Consider the following 17,115-nt stretch of genomic DNA (forward strand, 5'->3'; position numbering starts at 1 on the left):
CAACACTTTTCAATAAATTCAGTCATCTCGTATTATAGCATAAGCATCCAGTTCGCAAAAGGGCCTTCCCCGATATCTCAACTCACTTAAATGGATGAGCGAGGTACCTTTGATTAGCAAGCAAGCGAGTTAATTGCCTATAAGCGTGGTGATCTGGTATGCTATTCTGGCATGAAGCAGATTTACTACAAGCTGAAGAAGCTTTTCCACAACCTATTCGCGTTCACGGCTCCTGAATCGATCACAACGCCATTGCCGGAAGCAAAACAGCTCACGCCTCAATCTGAAAATAAGCAGATAGCACCACCAATGGAGATCGAACAGGTCATCTTACCACCTCCCGTTATGGTTGAGAATGCTCCGCCATCCAGGCAGGGGATGACCTATGCGATTGGGGATATTCACGGCGAGGTTACACTACTTCGGCGTTTATTCGAGATATTGCCGCTGCGTGAAGAGGACACACTAGTATTCCTGGGAGATTGTCTAAATCGCGGCGAGGACTCTGTCGGCACAATCTATGCCCTACGCGACCTGAAACAGCAACATCCTGCGTGCATATTTCTGCGAGGAAATCACGAAGACAAGTGGCTAGAATGCTGGGATGGGGCCAGATTTACGCATGCTCCCAAATCCAAGAGTGCACGCCGCCTCTGGCGACACTATCAGGGAAAGATCCCTTTTGCAGTAGGAGACTGGCTGGAAGAGACGCGCATCGATTACGAAGACAAGTATGCCTACTATGCCCATGCGGGCGCGCTTCCAGGTCACCCCTATGCAAGTACATCTGATAAAGAAAAGATGTGGGGTGTGGAAGGCTTCCTTGAGAGTGAATATGATTGGGGAAAACCCATTGTATGCGGGCATTGGGGCCTCATTGATCCTCTCATTAAACCCAATCTGATATGTGTCGATACCAGGGCGTGTCGTGGAGGCATGCTTACCGCCATCCGTCTCCCAGATCGCAAACTTTTCCAGGTCCAACACACCTACAATACCTCGCACAAGCATAAGCACCAGAAGGCTCGCATGAAACAGGTCAAATAGGTTCCTGCCGCGATTGTGACAGGAACCTATTTATATTGCCAGAATTAGGCACGCTTCACACGATCGGTTATGACAACGGCTACAACTTCATGCTAGAGCCTTTTGCCAGCGAGCAGGAAATGCCAATAGAGCAGCCGCAACTGCAAGCGCAAGGCACGCGGGAGTATAGGCAAGCAGATTGAGCCAGTAGAAAGTAGTGCTAGTATCGGCACCAATACCCAAAATCCAGACGATGCCCGCCAACCCGCGGAGCAACAACCCGACAGCCATAGCCAGGGTACCCATTTGCAATACCCATTCAGGAATGAGCTCTCCTACTCTCCCAAGACAGTCAATTCTTGCCAGCGCAATCGCCGCCCCAGCGAAGAGTAGCATAGCCAGCGGAAGCGTTACAAGTGGCCCAAATGAAACTACCATATTCAGGACTGCCAGAGAGAGCGATCTGTCATTATGAGCGGGCCAGACATTGCCTGTTGCCCAGTACAAGTGAGTAAAACCATCAGTAATCAGCGCCGCCGCGATGAGAATTCCTGCGACACGCTTCGTGCGTTTGTTCATAATGCATATACTTTCTATTGAGCAAGAAATTCTAGTAGGAGCTGGTTGACGCGCTCAGGCTGGGAAGCATGGACAACGTGGCTTGCATGCTCGACTTCCACGATAGTCGCTTTTGGGGCCAGTTTACGCCAGCGCGGAATATAGAGTGCTGGGTCGAGTACGGTGTCCTGTTTACCCCAGATAATTAAAGTTGGAGCTTTCAAGCGTGGCAAGAGGTCCTCAGTGTCGCTCCAGTGAAGGTTGCGCTCCAACACCCACTGAGAAGTAAGGTTGCAGGGAAAGGCATAAGGAATTGAATATTCTTGCACCATGTCGTCTGTAACCTTCCTGGGTGCGTAAAGTTCTTCCAGCGTCTGCCTGATGAAATCTGGTGTCGCTGTTAACTTCATTTCGGCTTCACCCAACACAGGCCATTTCGTTGCTTCCCACATCCAGTTATCAGGGAGATTCAGCCCGGTACCATCTAGCGAAACATACTTATGCACTCGCTCAGGATGTGTCTCTGCGAAATAGAGGCCATAGCCCCTCCCCAGGAATTGCCGATAATCGTTGCACGCGAAATGTGCTGCGCATTCATGAATGCTAATAAGGATTGGTTGATCGAATCCAGGGTATAGATGCTGTTATAGTCTGGATTCTTCGTTAACGGTGTGGTATAACCATCCCCTGGCGAATCGATAGCATAAACCGCATAATGAGGAGCAAGCGCATCAACTATCCCACGCATGTCGTACATCCAGGCTCCCCCGCCCGGCAACAGTATTACAGGCTCTCCCTCCCCCTGGCGCAAATAGTGCAATCTGAAGTTACCTGCATCAATATAGCCATCAAGATGCTTCTCTTCAAGCAAGGTCAGATAGGCCGATTTATGCTCCCGATTCTCCGGAGGCATGTAAACATAAGCTATATACAGTAGTGCTACACACATGATGGTAAGCAATACTACAAGCCCATAAGCACTTCTACGTAACCATACGTGTCTTGACCAGAAGTACTTCATAAGTAGCCCTCCTATAATTCGCTAAACATATAGCGAATTAAATTGACATGGCACTTACCGCCTTTATCAAGTGCCATGAGATGCGTTTAGCGCAATGTTAATTTCTTCGCTGAACACACAGCGAATTATTTCTCTGACAATCTATAACGAAAACGTGATAATGCGACTGGATCTAGATTTGGCTGCTTCTTAGTAAGAGCTGAACAACGTGGTGCTTATGGCGAATTTTGAACTCTGGATCCTGGATATTGATACCCAATGGCTTAAGGAAGGTATACGTATGTACGACAGGAAACCAGCAGAGAGAGAAGAAATCGATAAGAAACTGCTCAGCATCAATGCGTAAAGAGGTATCCTCTTGCAAGACCTGCAGCCCATCGCGTAATACCTGAAGCTGGGCTGGTAGATTACCCAGGTAGCGGCCCTTATGCAGGGCTTCCCATTCGGTAATATGAATAAAAGTTGGATGGGAGGTAAATTCGTCATAAAGTAGCTCAATGATAATCTTCAGTAGTTCCTTACCTCGAACCTCTTTCGATTGTATCTGTTCCCTCAGATATGTCACCAAATCTTGAGCTCGAGCCATTGACCGCTCCAACACCGCACGATAGAGACCATCCTTTGAGCCAAAGAAATAACCCGGCAATCCACGCGTTACCCCCGCCGAATCGCATATCTCCTGCAAACTTGTGGCATCATAGCCTTTCTCGGCAAACAGGGCTTCGGCTGCGTCTAAAATGGCCTTCTTACTAGCCTCCGCAGCCTCCACGCGCAGGTTGGTTGTCCCTTGCTTTTTCATAACCAGCTTTCTAACTATGGGTATTTCATTCGCTGTGCGTATAACGAATATAGCACCTTAAGCAAGAAAAAGTCAAGGGCATCATAACGTCCGGTTTGACTTTACTAGTATCAGTCCGCTGATAAAAATAAAGCCTCTCATGTCTCACAAGAGGGACTGTTAGGTGCTGTATCTACTACAAATCAATCCAATATAACGAGCAGCGCACACCTTCCATAACAACATCTCTTACAACCAGTTCGCCCTGCCCCTCCTCAAGACATGCCAAAATAGGGTTATTCTTGACATAGAGTAACCTGCCACCATTCTTCTCAATGATACGCACAGAGGCAGGATTCTCGTCCTCGATAGTGAATGAAATGCCGGGGAGGTCCCATTTACGTGTCTCCGCCAAAAGCAAAGCAAGCTGACGTGTGCCATAACCTTTGCCGCGATAAGAGGGGCGAACATTGTAGCCTGAATGCCCATTGAAGCGCTCATAAGGTGGTTCCAAGTGAGGTCGAAAGCGAATCTCGCCGATCACCACCTCTCCATCCTTGAGCAATAGATATGTCTGTTGCGCGGGAAAGCCTGGAGGTAGGCCTATGCCTTGTGCCTCCTCCTCAAGTTCACGTACGAAGGCAGCAAAGTTAGTGCGAGCCAATTCAATGTTGTTATAATTGTACTCCTCACCATATGTCAGGTGCTCATCTACCATCGCCAGATACGCAGACCCATGCTCAGGGCCAGGTTTCACGAGCTCCAATTTTTCTATCACGTATCACATCCTTGAGAAAATAGAAAATATAATGAAAGAAGCTTCTAAACGCTGTGTAATTTTCTACTACTCGGATGCCAGGGCATCACGCAAATCAGAAGGTAGGGGGCGAGCACGCTCAGTCTCAGGGTCCATCGCAACAATCGTCATCTCGCCTTCTGCGAGGGGCGCTCCCTCATTGTCATCTTGCCATGCGCGGGCTGTAAAGGTAAGGCTCCACGAACTGCCGCCAACGCGGGCTACACGCGCCTCCACACGTAACAGATCGTCATAGCGAATTGCGCCACGAAAGTCACAACTGACATGTACGCGCGGAAAGACCACCCCTGGCAGAGGTTTAACATAGGGGAAACCGATAGAGCGCATCAGTTCGTGCTCGACAACTTCCATATAGCGCAACATGGCCGTGAAATGGATACGCCCTGAACTATCGACATCGGGGAATGGAACACGAATCTGTACACTTGCTCGCGGCATGGCTTACTCTCACTTCTAGCGCTGGTGCTCGCACCGAACGCAATTGACACTATACGCCTCCATCGTAGCACATTTCGCGCTTCAATGTCCTCCTATCACTTCAAATCGCAATTATACCTCCATAGTTTCACACTATTCGCTTTGCATCAGGCGGATATGAGAGAGTCTCATATGCTATGCTACAAGGCATAACCCTCCATCCTTCAGAAAGTGTCTGAACTAAACAAGGTCGTGCTAGACTGAAAGAAAGGAGACCGCGAGAGCCAAAGAAAGGAACTGATCAGATGAGCGATCACCAGAAGCGCAAAGCCTATCCCTCCGACCTGACAGATGAGCAGTGGGACCGCTTAGAACCATTGCTGCCTCCTCAAACGCAGTGGAGTCCGCGAGAACGGGTTGAGCGTCGAGAGATCATCAATGGCATTCTCTATGTCCTGCGAACCGGCTGTTCGTGGCGACAAATGCCCCATGATCTGCCCAATGGGAAGACGGTGTACCATTATTTCCGTCGCTGGAGCCTGGATGGCACCTGGGAGCGGGCGATGAGCAGCTTGCGTCGAGATGTGCGCACCCACATGGGGCGTGATCCCGAACCAAGCGCAGCTATCATTGATAGCCAATCCATCAAAACCAGCCCTGTGCGAGGCATCGACCGTGGCTTTGATGCTGGGAAAAAAAACCTACGGACGCAAACGGCACATCCTGGTTGATACCCAGGGGCTTCTTTTAGCAGTCAAGGTCCATACAGCTCGCCTGATGGATCGGCTGGGAGCACCCTTGCTCTTGCAGGAACTGACAGATCGATTTCCTCGCCTATGTCATCTCTTCGCTGATAGTGCCTACACTGGCCCGCTCATTGACTGGATCAAAGCCACCTTGGGATGGGAAACCGAAATCGTGCCGAAAGCGGACCAGGAAGATCCCTGGGTGCTCATCAATGGTGAACCCGTTCGTTTGCCCAAGCCAAAAGGCGGCTTTCAGGTCCAACGTCATCGCTGGAAGATCGAGCGCACTTTTGGGTGGTTCATTCGTTTCCGACGGTTGGCTCGCGATTATGAAGGCTTGCCCCAGAGCAGTGAGGCATTCATCCAAATCGCTTCCATTCAGCTCTTTCTCAAGCGGTTAACTCCTTTTCGGCCCTTCTCAATCTAGTTTAGACACTTTCTCAGAACTAGAAAGTAAGAGGTTAACACGTGACGATAGGTAGCATTGAGACGCTTATTCGAGGAGCTCAGATAGTAGATGGGAGCGGCAATCCCTGGTATTACGGAGATATCGCCATTGAGGGTAGCCACATTCGCTCCATTATGCCTCCCGGGCAGATCTCAACTGGAGCCGCGCGTGAGGTTGTTGAGGCTGAGGGGCTCGTTGCCTCACCCGGCTTTATCGATATTCTCAGCCATTCACACATACCGCTCTTCCATGATGCACACGATCTCTCGAAAATCACGCAAGGCGTGACGACAGAGATAATGGGCGAAGGTTGGACACCCGCGCCTGTGGGCGGGCATATCGCCGATAGCCTGGCGGACCTGTCACAGCGGGAGCATGCTCTGGCCGGGGAATGGGTGGAAAAGGCGAAAGATTGGACGCGCTTTCGTCATTGGTTGGAGGCATTGGTCAGGCGGGGAGTTAGCCCTAATGTTGGCTCATTCCTGGGTGGAGGAACATTGCGCGAATATGCGATGGGCCTGCGCATGGGCACACCAACGCCAGACGAGCTTTCAACAATGCGCCGCGTCATGGCAGAAGCGATGGAGGATGGCGCATTTGGCGTCTCCTATGCCCTGATTTATCCACCTGATACCTACACCACTACTGATGAATTGATCGAGGTGGCAAAGATAGCCTCCCGCTATGGTGGAATCTACATCTCACATCTTCGCTCCGAAGGTGCCCAGCTTCTAGACGCGATTGAAGAGGCGATTGCCATTGGCAAAGCTGCGAATCTGCCTGTTGAGATCTATCATCTCAAAGCTAGCGGCTCACAAAACTGGTTCAGGATGGAGGAAGCTATCAAACGTATTCAGCAAGCGCGGGATAGCGGCCTGGATGTAACTGCTGACATGTATCCCTATGTAGGGTCGGGCACAGGCCTGACCTCCATTTTGCCGCCATGGTTGGCAGAAGGTGGTTCGCTCTATGAACGCCTAAACGATTCAGCCATTCGTGATAAGGTACGCGCTGAAGTGCTCAATCCCTCTGGCGATTGGGAGGCAATGGCTCATGGCATCGGTGCTGAAGGGGTTATGCCGATTGGCTTCGAACGTCCTGAGAATCAAATCTATGTGGGGAGGCGGCTCTCGGAGATCGCAGCCATGCGAGGCCAGCACTGGATTGATGCCACATTTGACCTGCTGGTCTCGGAACAACAGCGCATCTTCACTATTTACTTTAGCATGGATGAGAACAATGTGAAGCAGGGTCTACGCCAACCCTGGGTCACTATTTCAACCGATGCAGGTGGCGTAGACCCTGCCTGGGCGAAAACGGAACTTGGGCCGACACACCCTCGCGCATATGGCACCTATCCGCGCGTACTGGGTAAATACGTCCGTGAAGAACGCCTCTTCTCACTAGAGGAAGCCGTTCGTAAGATGACTGGAGCAGTGGCAACTCGCCTGAGATTACGTGAACGTGGGCTTCTTCGTCCCGGCTATTACGCTGATATTGTGCTCTTTGATCCCCAAATCATTAGCGACCGCGCGACCTTTGCCGACGCGCACCAATTGTCAACTGGTGTCCATCATGTCTGGGTAAATGGAACACGCGTCATTGCACAAGGGCAGCATACCGGCGCGACACCTGGTCAGTTTGTCAAAGGGCCTGGCACACACAATTCAAAAAATATGTAGTGGTCACAATCCAGCCATCTCATAATACATCATTTATCCGATAAAACAACATGGTCACGCACAAATGCCCATCAAATGTGGGCTGCTTGGTGGTTTTTATGACTCGCTAAACAGCCCACAGTCATTCCTCAGCTTACATGAGGGCTAACTCGCTTTTGTGGAGAAGCGCTATAGTGAAGAGAGAAAAGTTGTCTTAGCGCACAGTTTTAGAAGAGATAAATGCCTATGTTCCACTCCTCATGCAACAGAAACGCCGTTGGCTCTAATACTCTCCTGCCAGAACTTGTTATCCAACATATACCTATGCCTGTAATACGATCAGCCTGTCAAGATTTGGCATCTGCTTCATGAGAGAAGGAAAGACATGCGACCACGTATCGACCTACGTTTTCGTCCTGGCTTGCTCCTCTTTATTGACGACATAGGCCGCGCTATCTATGAGCAGTTTCAGGCTATTTTGCGCCTGGCACCACTCGATAGCATACTTTGTCAGGGGATTGCCCTACTTCATTACGCTTCAGATACACACCAGGCTCAACGCCTTCCCCTTACTCATTCTCTCGTTCAAGATACCACTCTGGCACTTCCAGATCTATTAGAGGAAGCTATCAAAGAAGTGCAGGCAAGCAAATGTATTACTGCGATCACAAGAGCCGGCTATCCGGTCCCGAACCCCAGAGCGCAAGTTTATATCATTGGCGATCCGGCCCATAGTCCACTTCCAGAAGTACTCCATATCATCCAAACTCGCTTAGCCTTCATGAAGGCAAATAACCTTGTCTGCTATGTCCTACATACAGATCTAGAAACGGGGGCACTTCCAGCTCACCTCTCACCCCATTCTCTCCATGAGTTCCCAACTCCGCTCAAGCCCCTGGTTGGTAATGCGAGTTTCTGTTACCTCTATCAAGGTGAGCTAACACATCCCACTCTGACTTTTTTATCTGAGAATGAGACCCACTATATCACCGCCGAAGCACTCTATGCGTTGCTAGCAACTGGTATTACCACCGAACCGTTTTTTGAAAAGATCATGTGTGGAGGAGCCGTCTCCGATGCCCACCTGTGTGTTGGTAGCCTGGGCACAAGCCTGATTCTCTGCCCACACGACACCATTCTGCACTATTGTAGTATGCGCCTGGGTATCGACCTGCTCACGCGCTGGCTTAAAAATATCAACGAGCCATCAATACCTGCCTCACGCAGTAAAGAGATACAGGCGGGAGCCCATAACCTCGTCTCCTCGCTCGCGGAATGGATATATGACACACAGGAACGCCCACTAGCAAACGGTCCACAGCGCCTCTGGCATACGCAACGACCAGATATTGGTGGGCGTCGTTTTCCCAGCCTGGCAATACTTGGACGTATATCACGTCCAGAAGCACACATGCAAATTTATTCAGTTGAATACACACGCCTCTATCGGTGCCTCTACGAGCGGACACGTGCCCTATTCGCCTGTTTCTGGCCTGAGTACCTATATGGCATCTCCAGGCATTCAATCAATGATACGAACTCATGGTTAGAGCTTATCTCTAGCCAAGCCAGCAGAGCCAGCATGCAGTATAAAGCATGGAACGAGATTGCCACGCATGCCTGGGAAGCAACCACCAGCCGCATACGTGATGAGATTCAGGCGACTGTTGAACAGTTATACCTGCTCGAAGATAGCGGTTTCTTGCTAGCAGGTGTTTATATTAAGGAACTCGATGCCTGGCTGCAACAGGTTCAGGCTTATATTGAATGCTGGCATTACGAGCACGTACATGATTATGAAACGGCGCTACAAGATTTTGCCTCGCGTGCTCAAATCTCCACTGAAATGCTCTATGCCAGTACACCTGAGCCCTCCCAATCGGACCAGCTTTCAAAGCGCGAGATGACCATCCTTCAACATCTTGAAGAGCGTCGTAAGATCCGCCAAAGTCGTGTCCCCTCACCATTGGCTCTACTTTTGATTGCTCTTCCCTTTATCTTCGCCGTTCTCATCACGCTTCCTAGCATTTATCCCGCAGCCATCACATATATGGGTATAGGAACAATCATTTTTACCATTTTGAGCGGACATAGTCTCTTTGCCTACCAACGAGGTATAGCAGCACGTGAAGCACGTGAAGATATTTTGAGTTTTTATCGTCGCTATTATGCATATCACTGTGAATTGTGCGAGGATCTATTACGCCAGAAGCTACTCGATGAGCTTCAGAAGCAGATACGCATACTACATATCCATCTGGACACCCTCACAGAAAAACTCAGCAAGGTTCACAATCATCTTACAAAAGAGATCTCTATTATTCAGACTAACCTCTTCAAGAGCCCTGCTAGCATCCATGATTTTCTCGTCGCAAATGGTGATCCGCTTCAAGAAAAACGTCAAAATACGCTCGAAGATGTTTCTGAGCAGGCTCATCAGGCCCGCACCTCTTCGCCTACTGAAGATTGGCACCATGCTATATCCTCTATCCAGAGGCGCTTTCTAACCGGGCTTGTAGAGCAAGACCAGAACATCATGACATTGGCTCCGGAGGATCTTCTCGATTACCTAACAGCTTTCACTCATGAGATAGCGCGTCCCTACTGTACAGGCGATCTTGTAGAGATACATGCGGCGCTGGGGAAGCCCGAGGTATGGCATGCAGCTCTGTCCCAAGCCAGCAACCAGCTCTATCAGTCCGGCTCATATAGCGCTGAGCAATACATGACCTTTATTTGTGGTCGTGAAGCTGATCTGCAAAAGGGTTCCCCCCATTTTCCAGAAAACGCTTATCCAGTTTACATCTCAGATGCTCACCCATGGCTCCTTATCGCCACTTTTAGCCAGGGCGAAGCCCTCGCAATGGAGAACACCGATGCGCCAACCCGAACTCAAACACGAATCTTCCGCGCAGACCAATGAAACAAATACAGACACCGAAGCTATCCGCTCATACATGGGCTGGTATCCGCGTTGGTGGTTGCTCTCCGCCTTCTTTAGCTCTCTCATCGTCATCACAGGGTTGGCTATCTGGGATACCTGGCTCTGTTCGATCTCTCAATTAGAAACAAACGCAGCCCTCATCTGTCACCTCAAAGGTATGCCATATCTAATACAAATCGTCCTGATCTGGCTCCTCTTTGCTCTTCTCTGGCTCCTCATGTTCATCTTTTGCTTCAAACCTATTGAGGTTTCTTCTAAGCAGCAAGGTCGCATAGCAAATCTACTTCGAGCCGCAAGCAACTTCAAGCCACTACGACCAGTCCTCGTTGTGCAAGGTATCCTTTCCTGGCTACTAATCATCATCTTGTGGTGGCGCGATGACTCTCCGCCAGTAGCAATCGCAATGCTGGCTATCTGCGTTTTTCTTGCTCACACTCATCTCTTTTATCGCAGCACGTCAGAACGCAAACGGCTCTACCTCAGCGCTTACGGCATGCTCTGTCTAAGCCTCCTCTTCATTGAGCTACTCTTTAAGCGGAACTTCCAGACTCATCTCTCCAGCGAATGGCCCTTGATCAGCTTTGAAATCATCATGGTATTCATTGGTATTGGAGCGATGCTCTGGCACCATCAACCTGACACACAAACCAGCATCATCACGCAACCACTTCCCATTCGCCAGCATGCAAGTCGCATCTCACCTCTGACGGTATTCTCAGCCCTCTGGCCCTTTAATCACCTCTTCCCTCCGCGCTAAGTGTGAAATACCGTAGAAAGTGCGAACCAACCGCACAAGGAGCCGCTTCGGAATGCTTGTATGCCATTTATCAGTCTTAAAAGCATATCTTAACGAAATCTTAATGCGATGGCTTGCATGGCCCATTGAACGTTTAGATGCTTGTTGATATTATTAAAATATGGTTAAACTCACTTCAGCCCAAACATGCGGCAGACATATACCATCAATAAAAATTACAATCATATCAGGAGAGATTGTATGATAAATAGGCTCTTTGGCTCAAAAAAACGACGCACACCAGATGAACAACCAGAACAATTCGGACGCGCCAAGCCCTTAGAAGAGATCGTCAACCAGCGCCGTTATCGTACAGATATCCCCTATTTCTTTCCCAAAGATATCAATGAACAGGATCGCTTAAATTTCCAACATTATGCTTTACGTCACTTCCTCAGAGGCAACTATATAGCGCCACTGGCAAAAATAGAGATTCATGATATTCTCGATGTAGGTAGTGGAAGTGGCATCTGGCCTCAGGAAATGGCACAAGAGTTCACGGATGCAAAGGTCGTGGGTATTGACATTGAATTACCGCTTTCAATGTCAAATATGCCCAGGAACAGCTTGTTGCTTCAAGGTAACGTGCTAAAAGGCTTACCCTTTCAAGATGAAGCATTTGACTTTGTGCATGAACGTCTACTGGCCGCCGCCATCCCCGCCCAGAGTTGGCAGCCTGTTGTCAATGAACTGGCACGCGTCACTCGCCCAGGTGGCTTCGTTGAGATGATTGAAGTAGCCGATGTGTTTGTTAATGGAGGTCCCAACTCATTACGCTTAATAGATTGGTGGCGTCAAGCAGGAGCGAGAACTGGCTTTGATTCCACTCCAATTAAAAATCTTTCGATACTCTTAACTCATGCCGGGATCACCAATATCACACACACAACGCTCCCTATACCAATGGGTAAATGGGCAGGGCGCGTTGGCGAAATGATGAGCAAGGATCTTCACCTGGTTTTTAACAATCTACGAGTCGCCTGCGCAAAACTAGGTATCGCTTCCGAAAAGGAGTATGAACGTACCTGGGAGGCCCTTCCACAGGAATGGGAGAGACTACAGACAAGTTTTGTTTTTTTCCTGGCTTATGGACAGAAACCACAGGCTTAAAATAGAGGCTTGAGCAATTTCAACTAGCGGCCCTTTTTGAATGGGGTTGTACTTAATACAACGTGTACAACCCCTCTCATGCATTTAATGAGAATCCATACAGGTTAGCAACTCTTGCTATAACAGGCCTCTATTATTTGCACGATAGGCCAGGCTCAAACCCTTGCCCAGCGATAATACTATACGTTCGAAATCCGGCAACATTTCCAATGCTTGCAGATAGCCTGCAACCTCTTCAGGATGTGACAAAATGTTATCAGCCAGTAGTATAACGTCCTCAGTAAGCTTCGGTAAGAGGTACGCCAGTTGCGCAGGGGCGCTATAGCGGTCAGCGTCAAAGAAGACGCAATCGAATGGACCGGGCAGACTTTTCACGATCTCAGTGGCGTCGCCACATTTAAGTTCAACAATTTTGCGCAGTCCTGCCCGCCGCAAATTTTCATCCGCTAGCGCCTGCTTATTTGCGTCCCGATCAATACTGGTGACTTGTCCATCACTGTGAGCAACAGCCTGAGCCAACCAGATTGTACTATAGCCGTTAGAGGTTCCAATTTCTAATAGATGTTTGCGCCTGCTACTGCGCAATAAGATGTTCAAAAAGTGCGCCGTTTCAGGTTCCAGATTTAACATCTTATGAGCACGGTTGTGTTCACGCTTATCATTTTCCATGCCCTTCTTGTAAAGCTCATCTAGCAGTGACCTCAAATCGGCATCGTCCATATGCCTCTCCTCTCACTATCTCGTATACATCCACTATTTAAATATTCAAGAGTGTAACATACGCTCTTTCCCCCACTCAATACATAGATGCATGAGAAACTCCTCATTCGTCTCCAATGTTCTTCTCATCATCACTTGTTATCCTGTTACATATACATGACCAGACTTTGATTATCCTGGAATGAATATCAAGTCAAGGCATCAATTCTTCTATAAAAGGAAAGCTGCTCACTTGTGCTTCCTGACAAATTAGATGGCCTCATTTATTGGAAAACTCTCATCTGTTTCCAATCAAAAGCCAATGAATGAGGATTACATTGGACACATAATGCAGCGCTTTTATGAAGGATGAACAGGCAGCATCAGACCTAAACCGTACCCATCATGCAACCATCGAGGGCATAAATCATCTTTCTAAAAACACTACAATAAAGAGGGAAACACTTCCTATGGCTGACACAACAGATACAATCGTTCAAGAACCCATTGAGGATGTCTCAGAACAGAAGATACGCCCACGTTCATCACTCTGGAGGTATTGCGCTCTAGGTAGTATTATGCTCATCTCTATCTTCATGAACTTCTACCAACTAGGGCAAACGGGTTACCCGAACCTCTATTATGCCGCTGGTGTGAAAAGCATGGGTGATAATCTGCATAACTTCTTTTTCGTCTCCTTTGATCCTGGCGGCTTCGTCACCATCGACAAACCACCGCTCGGCTTCTGGCTGCAAACTATCAGCACAAAAATCTTTGGCTTCACAGCTTTTAGCATCCTTCTCCCACAAGCTCTGGCAGGAGTGCTCTCAGTAGCTCTCCTTTTCTGGCTGGTACGCCGTCACTTTGGAACAATCGCGGGACTGCTGGCGGCTCTGGCTCTGGCGATCAGCCCGATTAGTGTCGTCACAAACCGCAATAATACCATTGACAGCACCCTCACATTAGTTATGTTGCTAGGAGCCTGGGCGGTGCTACGCGCGGCCGAAACCGGACGCCTGCGCTGGCTGCTTCTCTGTGCAGTCACTATCGGCATCGGTTTCAATATTAAGATGCTTGAGGCATATCTTGTCGTGCCTGCTTTCGGCCTGCTCTACCTCCTCGCCTCCCCTCACCGCATTGGCAAGCGCGTTATACATCTACTACTGGCGTGTGTCTTGCTGGCAAGCATTTCGCTCTCCTGGCTTGTCATCGTCGATGCGATCCCAGCTTCAGCACGTCCATATGTTGGTTCTAGTCAGACCAACTCGGAAATTGAGCTAGCCTTCGGCTATAATGGTATTACCCGCCTACTCGGACGCTTTGGTGGTGGAAGCCGCGCCAGCATAAATAATAACGCCATACCATTGACGAATAATGGCACTGGCTCTTCGAGCAGTACGCTAGATAACATACCTGGGCTCCCACCAACAAGTACAATTAGCGCTCAAGGCCCAGGCTTTGGTGGTGGCAATATGTTTGGAACAGGTGAAGCAGGCCCCCTGCGGCTCTTTCAGAGTGAGCTTGGCGGACAGATTGCCTGGATACTTCCTCTAGCACTCCTCGGGATGCTCACCCTGGCATGGCAACGCAAATTTCGCTTCCAGAATGATAGAGAGCAGCAATCGCTCATCCTATGGGGTATGTGGTTGCTGACGATGGGAATCTTCTTCAGTGTCGCTGGCTTCTTCCACCAATACTATCTAACAACGATGGCCCCTGCCCTGAGCGCTCTATTCGGGATTGGCCTGGTTGTCATGTGGCGGGACTTCCGTGGGCCAGGTTGGCGCGGCTGGCTACTCCCATTAGCCCTGATCGCTACCGCCGCAGAGCAAATCTACCTTCTCGCTGATTACCCAACCTGGAGTCAGTTCTTGACACCGATGATCCTTGTTATGACCATCGTAGCAGTCGGCATCCTTGTCGCCAATCGTATCGCACCTCACCTTCGAGCGATACTCCCCGCAAGGAGTTACCTGATCCCCGCCTTCAGCATAGGTATTCTGGCTCTGCTCATAGCGCCAACAGTCTGGGCTGCGATTCCAGTTCTTGGTAATAGCGCTTCACAGCTCCCAGTCGCAGGTCCCGCTGGCAATGGTGGCTTTGGACGCGCTGGCAACTTCTCAAGTAACGCGCTTCCCCAAGCTAATGACACTGATCGCGCACAAAATAGCAACATGGGGCTTGAGCTCATGAGAAACCTGGGCGGTGGTAATGGCTTTGGGAGGAACGCTGATGTGGATCAAGGCATGCTTCGCTACCTTGAGGCAAATCAAGGCCAGGCGACCTATCTCGTCGCCACGCCTAGCTCTAATACAGCCGATAACATCATTTTAACAACAAACAAGCCAGTCATGGCCCTGGGTGGCTTCAGTGGCGGTGACCCAATTCTGACGACCAACCAACTCGCTGCAATGGTCTCTCAAGGGACAGTGCGTTTCTTCCTGCTCAACTCTTTTGGGATGGGTAGACAAATACCAGTCTTCGATCAGGACAACACCTCTGGACAAGCTAATCGAGATAGGTTTGATAGAGGCAATATCTTTGGCGGAAATGGAAGTCCAAGAGGTCAATCCAATCTGACAAGCTGGATCACCACCCATTGTACAGAAGTACCTACTAGCACATGGAGTACAGGGAACGCCAATGTCAGTTCAAGCAGTGGGCTCTATGATTGTGCTAACGCGAAAATAAATTAACTCCATTATAAGGACAGTCAGTATGAAACACCCAAATTTGCATAAACCATTTTCAGCGCCTTCTGAATTCGCATCTTCGACGGCGAACGCCTATCAGGCAACACGGCAAGCTCCCTCCTTGGGAGCACGCCGTATGCCCAAGGCTAAAGCTCTGGCAGTTTCTCGCTGGCTAAAACGTTGCATGGCTATCACTGCACTTGTTGGTTTCGGCACATTGAGTGGTCTGGTGATGACACATAAGGTTGCCAGTGATGAGCAACAATCCACGTTGGGCAACTCTTCGTCATCAGATGAGTCAACAGCACAACCTCAATCACCATATGCGACCACTTCGCCGTGGGAGCAAGGAGGCTACGGTTTTGGGAACTCCGACCCGGAACAACCACCTATCTCAAGATCCCACGCATCCTGAGTCACTTACTATACCACCTGACATGGGTCGGGCACAGTTTCGCGCTATGGGTACGACAATTACTCTGCTACTACCAGAGCAATCACTTCATGCTGGCGCTGAAACTGTACACAATCTCTTCGCCCATTGGGAAAAAACGCTAAGTCGCTTCAAACCCGAAAGTGAGCTTTCACAGCTTAATCAACGGGCAGGCCAATCGGTAAAAGTGAGCGATCTACTCTTTCGCGTCATCCGGGCCTCACTACACGCAGCCGAGATGACCGAAGGGCTTTTTGATCCCACACTTCTCACACAATTGGTCCAGCTGGGCTATGATCGCCCATTCAATAAGTTAGCCACCAACGCGCCACCAGGAGATGACACTTCTCGTCCTGGCGGAGACTGGCGCACTGTTCAGCTTATCAGCCGTACGAAAAGTGTATCCCTGCCACCTGGCTGTGGTATCGATGTTGGAGGAATCGCGAAGGGCATGGCTGTGGACGCAGCGCTGAAGCTACTAAGCCAATATGGTATACGAATGGCACTTATAAATGCTGGCGGCGATTTGGCGGCAATAGGCATTCCACCTGGATATAGAAGCTGGCCTCTAGCTATCGATGGTCCAACCGCCTCCTGGGTCATACCTTTCCGCTATGGTGCGCTGGCAACATCTGGTATCGCACGCCGACATTGGCGACAGGGGAACATTGAGCGCCATCATCTGCTTGATCCACGTTCAGGTAAGCCTACACAGAACACGCTCTGGTCGGTCACTGTTGCCGCTGGCACTTGCGAGCAGGCGGAAGTGATTGCCAAAGCCGCCTTTCTGCTAGGGCCAGAAGAGGGCGCGAAATTGCTAACTCGTCACAAATTAGCAGGTCTATTCATTCACAGTGATGGGAACTGGACAAGCGCCGGTCCATGGCCCGTGGAGAGTATGAGAGAAGAACAACCCAAAGGGAGTCTGTAAGAGAAGCTCTCTCACGCACATATGAAGAGAAGAAACA

Annotated in this window: 14 protein-coding genes and 1 pseudogene; 9 read left to right on the forward strand and 6 right to left on the reverse strand. The window is 49.6% G+C overall.

From position 1 onward, the window contains the following. Positions 1-171: 171 nt before the first annotated feature. Positions 172-1,047 (forward strand): metallophosphoesterase, encoded by an 876-nt coding sequence (locus K3T82_RS21865; protein WP_220195672.1) that lies wholly within the window; start codon positions 172-174, stop codon positions 1,045-1,047. A gap of 87 nt (positions 1,048-1,134) precedes the next feature. On the opposite strand, the gene K3T82_RS21870 is transcribed toward K3T82_RS21865, so the two are convergent. From K3T82_RS21870 to K3T82_RS21895, 5 genes and pseudogenes are all read right to left on the reverse strand, one after another. Further along, positions 1,135-1,605, reverse strand: a complete 471-nt coding sequence (locus K3T82_RS21870) for a DUF3995 domain-containing protein (protein WP_220195673.1) — start codon at positions 1,603-1,605, stop codon at positions 1,135-1,137. 14 nt (positions 1,606-1,619) lie between these two features. After that, positions 1,620-2,359: pseudogene (locus K3T82_RS49970) on the reverse strand (alpha/beta fold hydrolase); the annotation flags it as partial. A gap of 418 nt (positions 2,360-2,777) precedes the next feature. After that, positions 2,778-3,404 (reverse strand): TetR/AcrR family transcriptional regulator, encoded by a 627-nt coding sequence (locus tag K3T82_RS21885; RefSeq protein ID WP_220195676.1) that lies wholly within the window; start codon positions 3,402-3,404, stop codon positions 2,778-2,780. A gap of 175 nt (positions 3,405-3,579) precedes the next feature. Further along, positions 3,580-4,161 (reverse strand): GNAT family N-acetyltransferase, encoded by a 582-nt coding sequence (locus K3T82_RS21890; RefSeq protein ID WP_220195677.1) that lies wholly within the window; start codon positions 4,159-4,161, stop codon positions 3,580-3,582. A 66-nt stretch (positions 4,162-4,227) separates the two neighbouring features. Next, the gene (locus K3T82_RS21895; RefSeq protein WP_220195678.1) at positions 4,228-4,638 is read right to left on the reverse strand and encodes an acyl-CoA thioesterase; all 411 of its coding nucleotides are present in this window, start codon (positions 4,636-4,638) and stop codon (positions 4,228-4,230) included. A 284-nt stretch (positions 4,639-4,922) separates the two neighbouring features. On the opposite strand from K3T82_RS21895, the gene K3T82_RS21900 reads away from it, so the two are divergent. From K3T82_RS21900 to K3T82_RS21920, 5 genes are all read left to right on the forward strand, one after another. After that, positions 4,923-5,790, forward strand: a protein-coding gene (locus tag K3T82_RS21900) for an IS5 family transposase (protein ID WP_220195679.1) whose coding sequence is annotated in 2 segments (ribosomal slippage) — positions 4,923-5,324 and positions 5,326-5,790 — 867 coding nt in all. Because the reading frame shifts where the segments join, the coding sequence is not laid out codon by codon here. 41 nt (positions 5,791-5,831) lie between these two features. Next, positions 5,832-7,493 (forward strand): N-acyl-D-amino-acid deacylase family protein, encoded by a 1,662-nt coding sequence (locus K3T82_RS21905; RefSeq protein ID WP_220195680.1) that lies wholly within the window; start codon positions 5,832-5,834, stop codon positions 7,491-7,493. Positions 7,494-7,857: 364 nt separating this feature from the next. Continuing rightward, positions 7,858-10,395, forward strand: a complete 2,538-nt coding sequence (locus K3T82_RS21910; RefSeq protein ID WP_220195681.1) for a hypothetical protein — start codon at positions 7,858-7,860, stop codon at positions 10,393-10,395. Beyond that, a complete protein-coding gene (locus tag K3T82_RS21915) occupies positions 10,349-11,173 on the forward strand; it encodes a hypothetical protein (RefSeq protein ID WP_220195682.1) in 825 nt (274 codons plus the stop codon). The genes K3T82_RS21910 and K3T82_RS21915 overlap by 47 nt, the downstream gene beginning before the upstream one ends. 240 nt (positions 11,174-11,413) lie before the next feature. Further along, on the forward strand, positions 11,414-12,322 hold the full coding sequence (locus tag K3T82_RS21920) for a class I SAM-dependent methyltransferase (RefSeq protein ID WP_220195683.1): 909 nt from the start codon (positions 11,414-11,416) through the stop codon (positions 12,320-12,322). Between the two features lie 117 nt (positions 12,323-12,439). Here K3T82_RS21920 and K3T82_RS21925 read toward each other — a convergent pair whose 3' ends face one another. Then, positions 12,440-13,042 (reverse strand): O-methyltransferase, encoded by a 603-nt coding sequence (locus K3T82_RS21925; protein ID WP_220195684.1) that lies wholly within the window; start codon positions 13,040-13,042, stop codon positions 12,440-12,442. A gap of 449 nt (positions 13,043-13,491) precedes the next feature. Here K3T82_RS21925 and K3T82_RS21930 point away from each other — a divergent pair, with 449 nt between their 5' ends. Genes K3T82_RS21930 through K3T82_RS21940 form a run of 3 tightly spaced genes read left to right on the forward strand, consistent with a single transcriptional unit; the run spans position 13,492 to position 17,078 of the window. Beyond that, positions 13,492-15,717 carry an ArnT family glycosyltransferase gene (locus tag K3T82_RS21930; protein WP_220195685.1) on the forward strand — a complete coding sequence of 742 codons (2,226 nt, stop codon included), beginning with the start codon at positions 13,492-13,494 and terminating at the stop codon, positions 15,715-15,717. A gap of 22 nt (positions 15,718-15,739) precedes the next feature. Continuing rightward, positions 15,740-16,129, forward strand: a complete 390-nt coding sequence (locus K3T82_RS21935) for a hypothetical protein (protein WP_220195686.1) — start codon at positions 15,740-15,742, stop codon at positions 16,127-16,129. Beyond that, a complete protein-coding gene (locus tag K3T82_RS21940) occupies positions 16,077-17,078 on the forward strand; it encodes an FAD:protein FMN transferase (protein WP_220195687.1) in 1,002 nt (333 codons plus the stop codon). The genes K3T82_RS21935 and K3T82_RS21940 overlap by 53 nt, the downstream gene beginning before the upstream one ends. The last annotated feature ends 37 nt before the right edge of the window (positions 17,079-17,115 follow it).

This window comes from Ktedonospora formicarum, from assembly GCF_016587355.1.
GTDB classification, from domain to species: Bacteria; Chloroflexota; Ktedonobacteria; order Ktedonobacterales; family Ktedonobacteraceae; genus Ktedonobacter; species Ktedonobacter formicarum.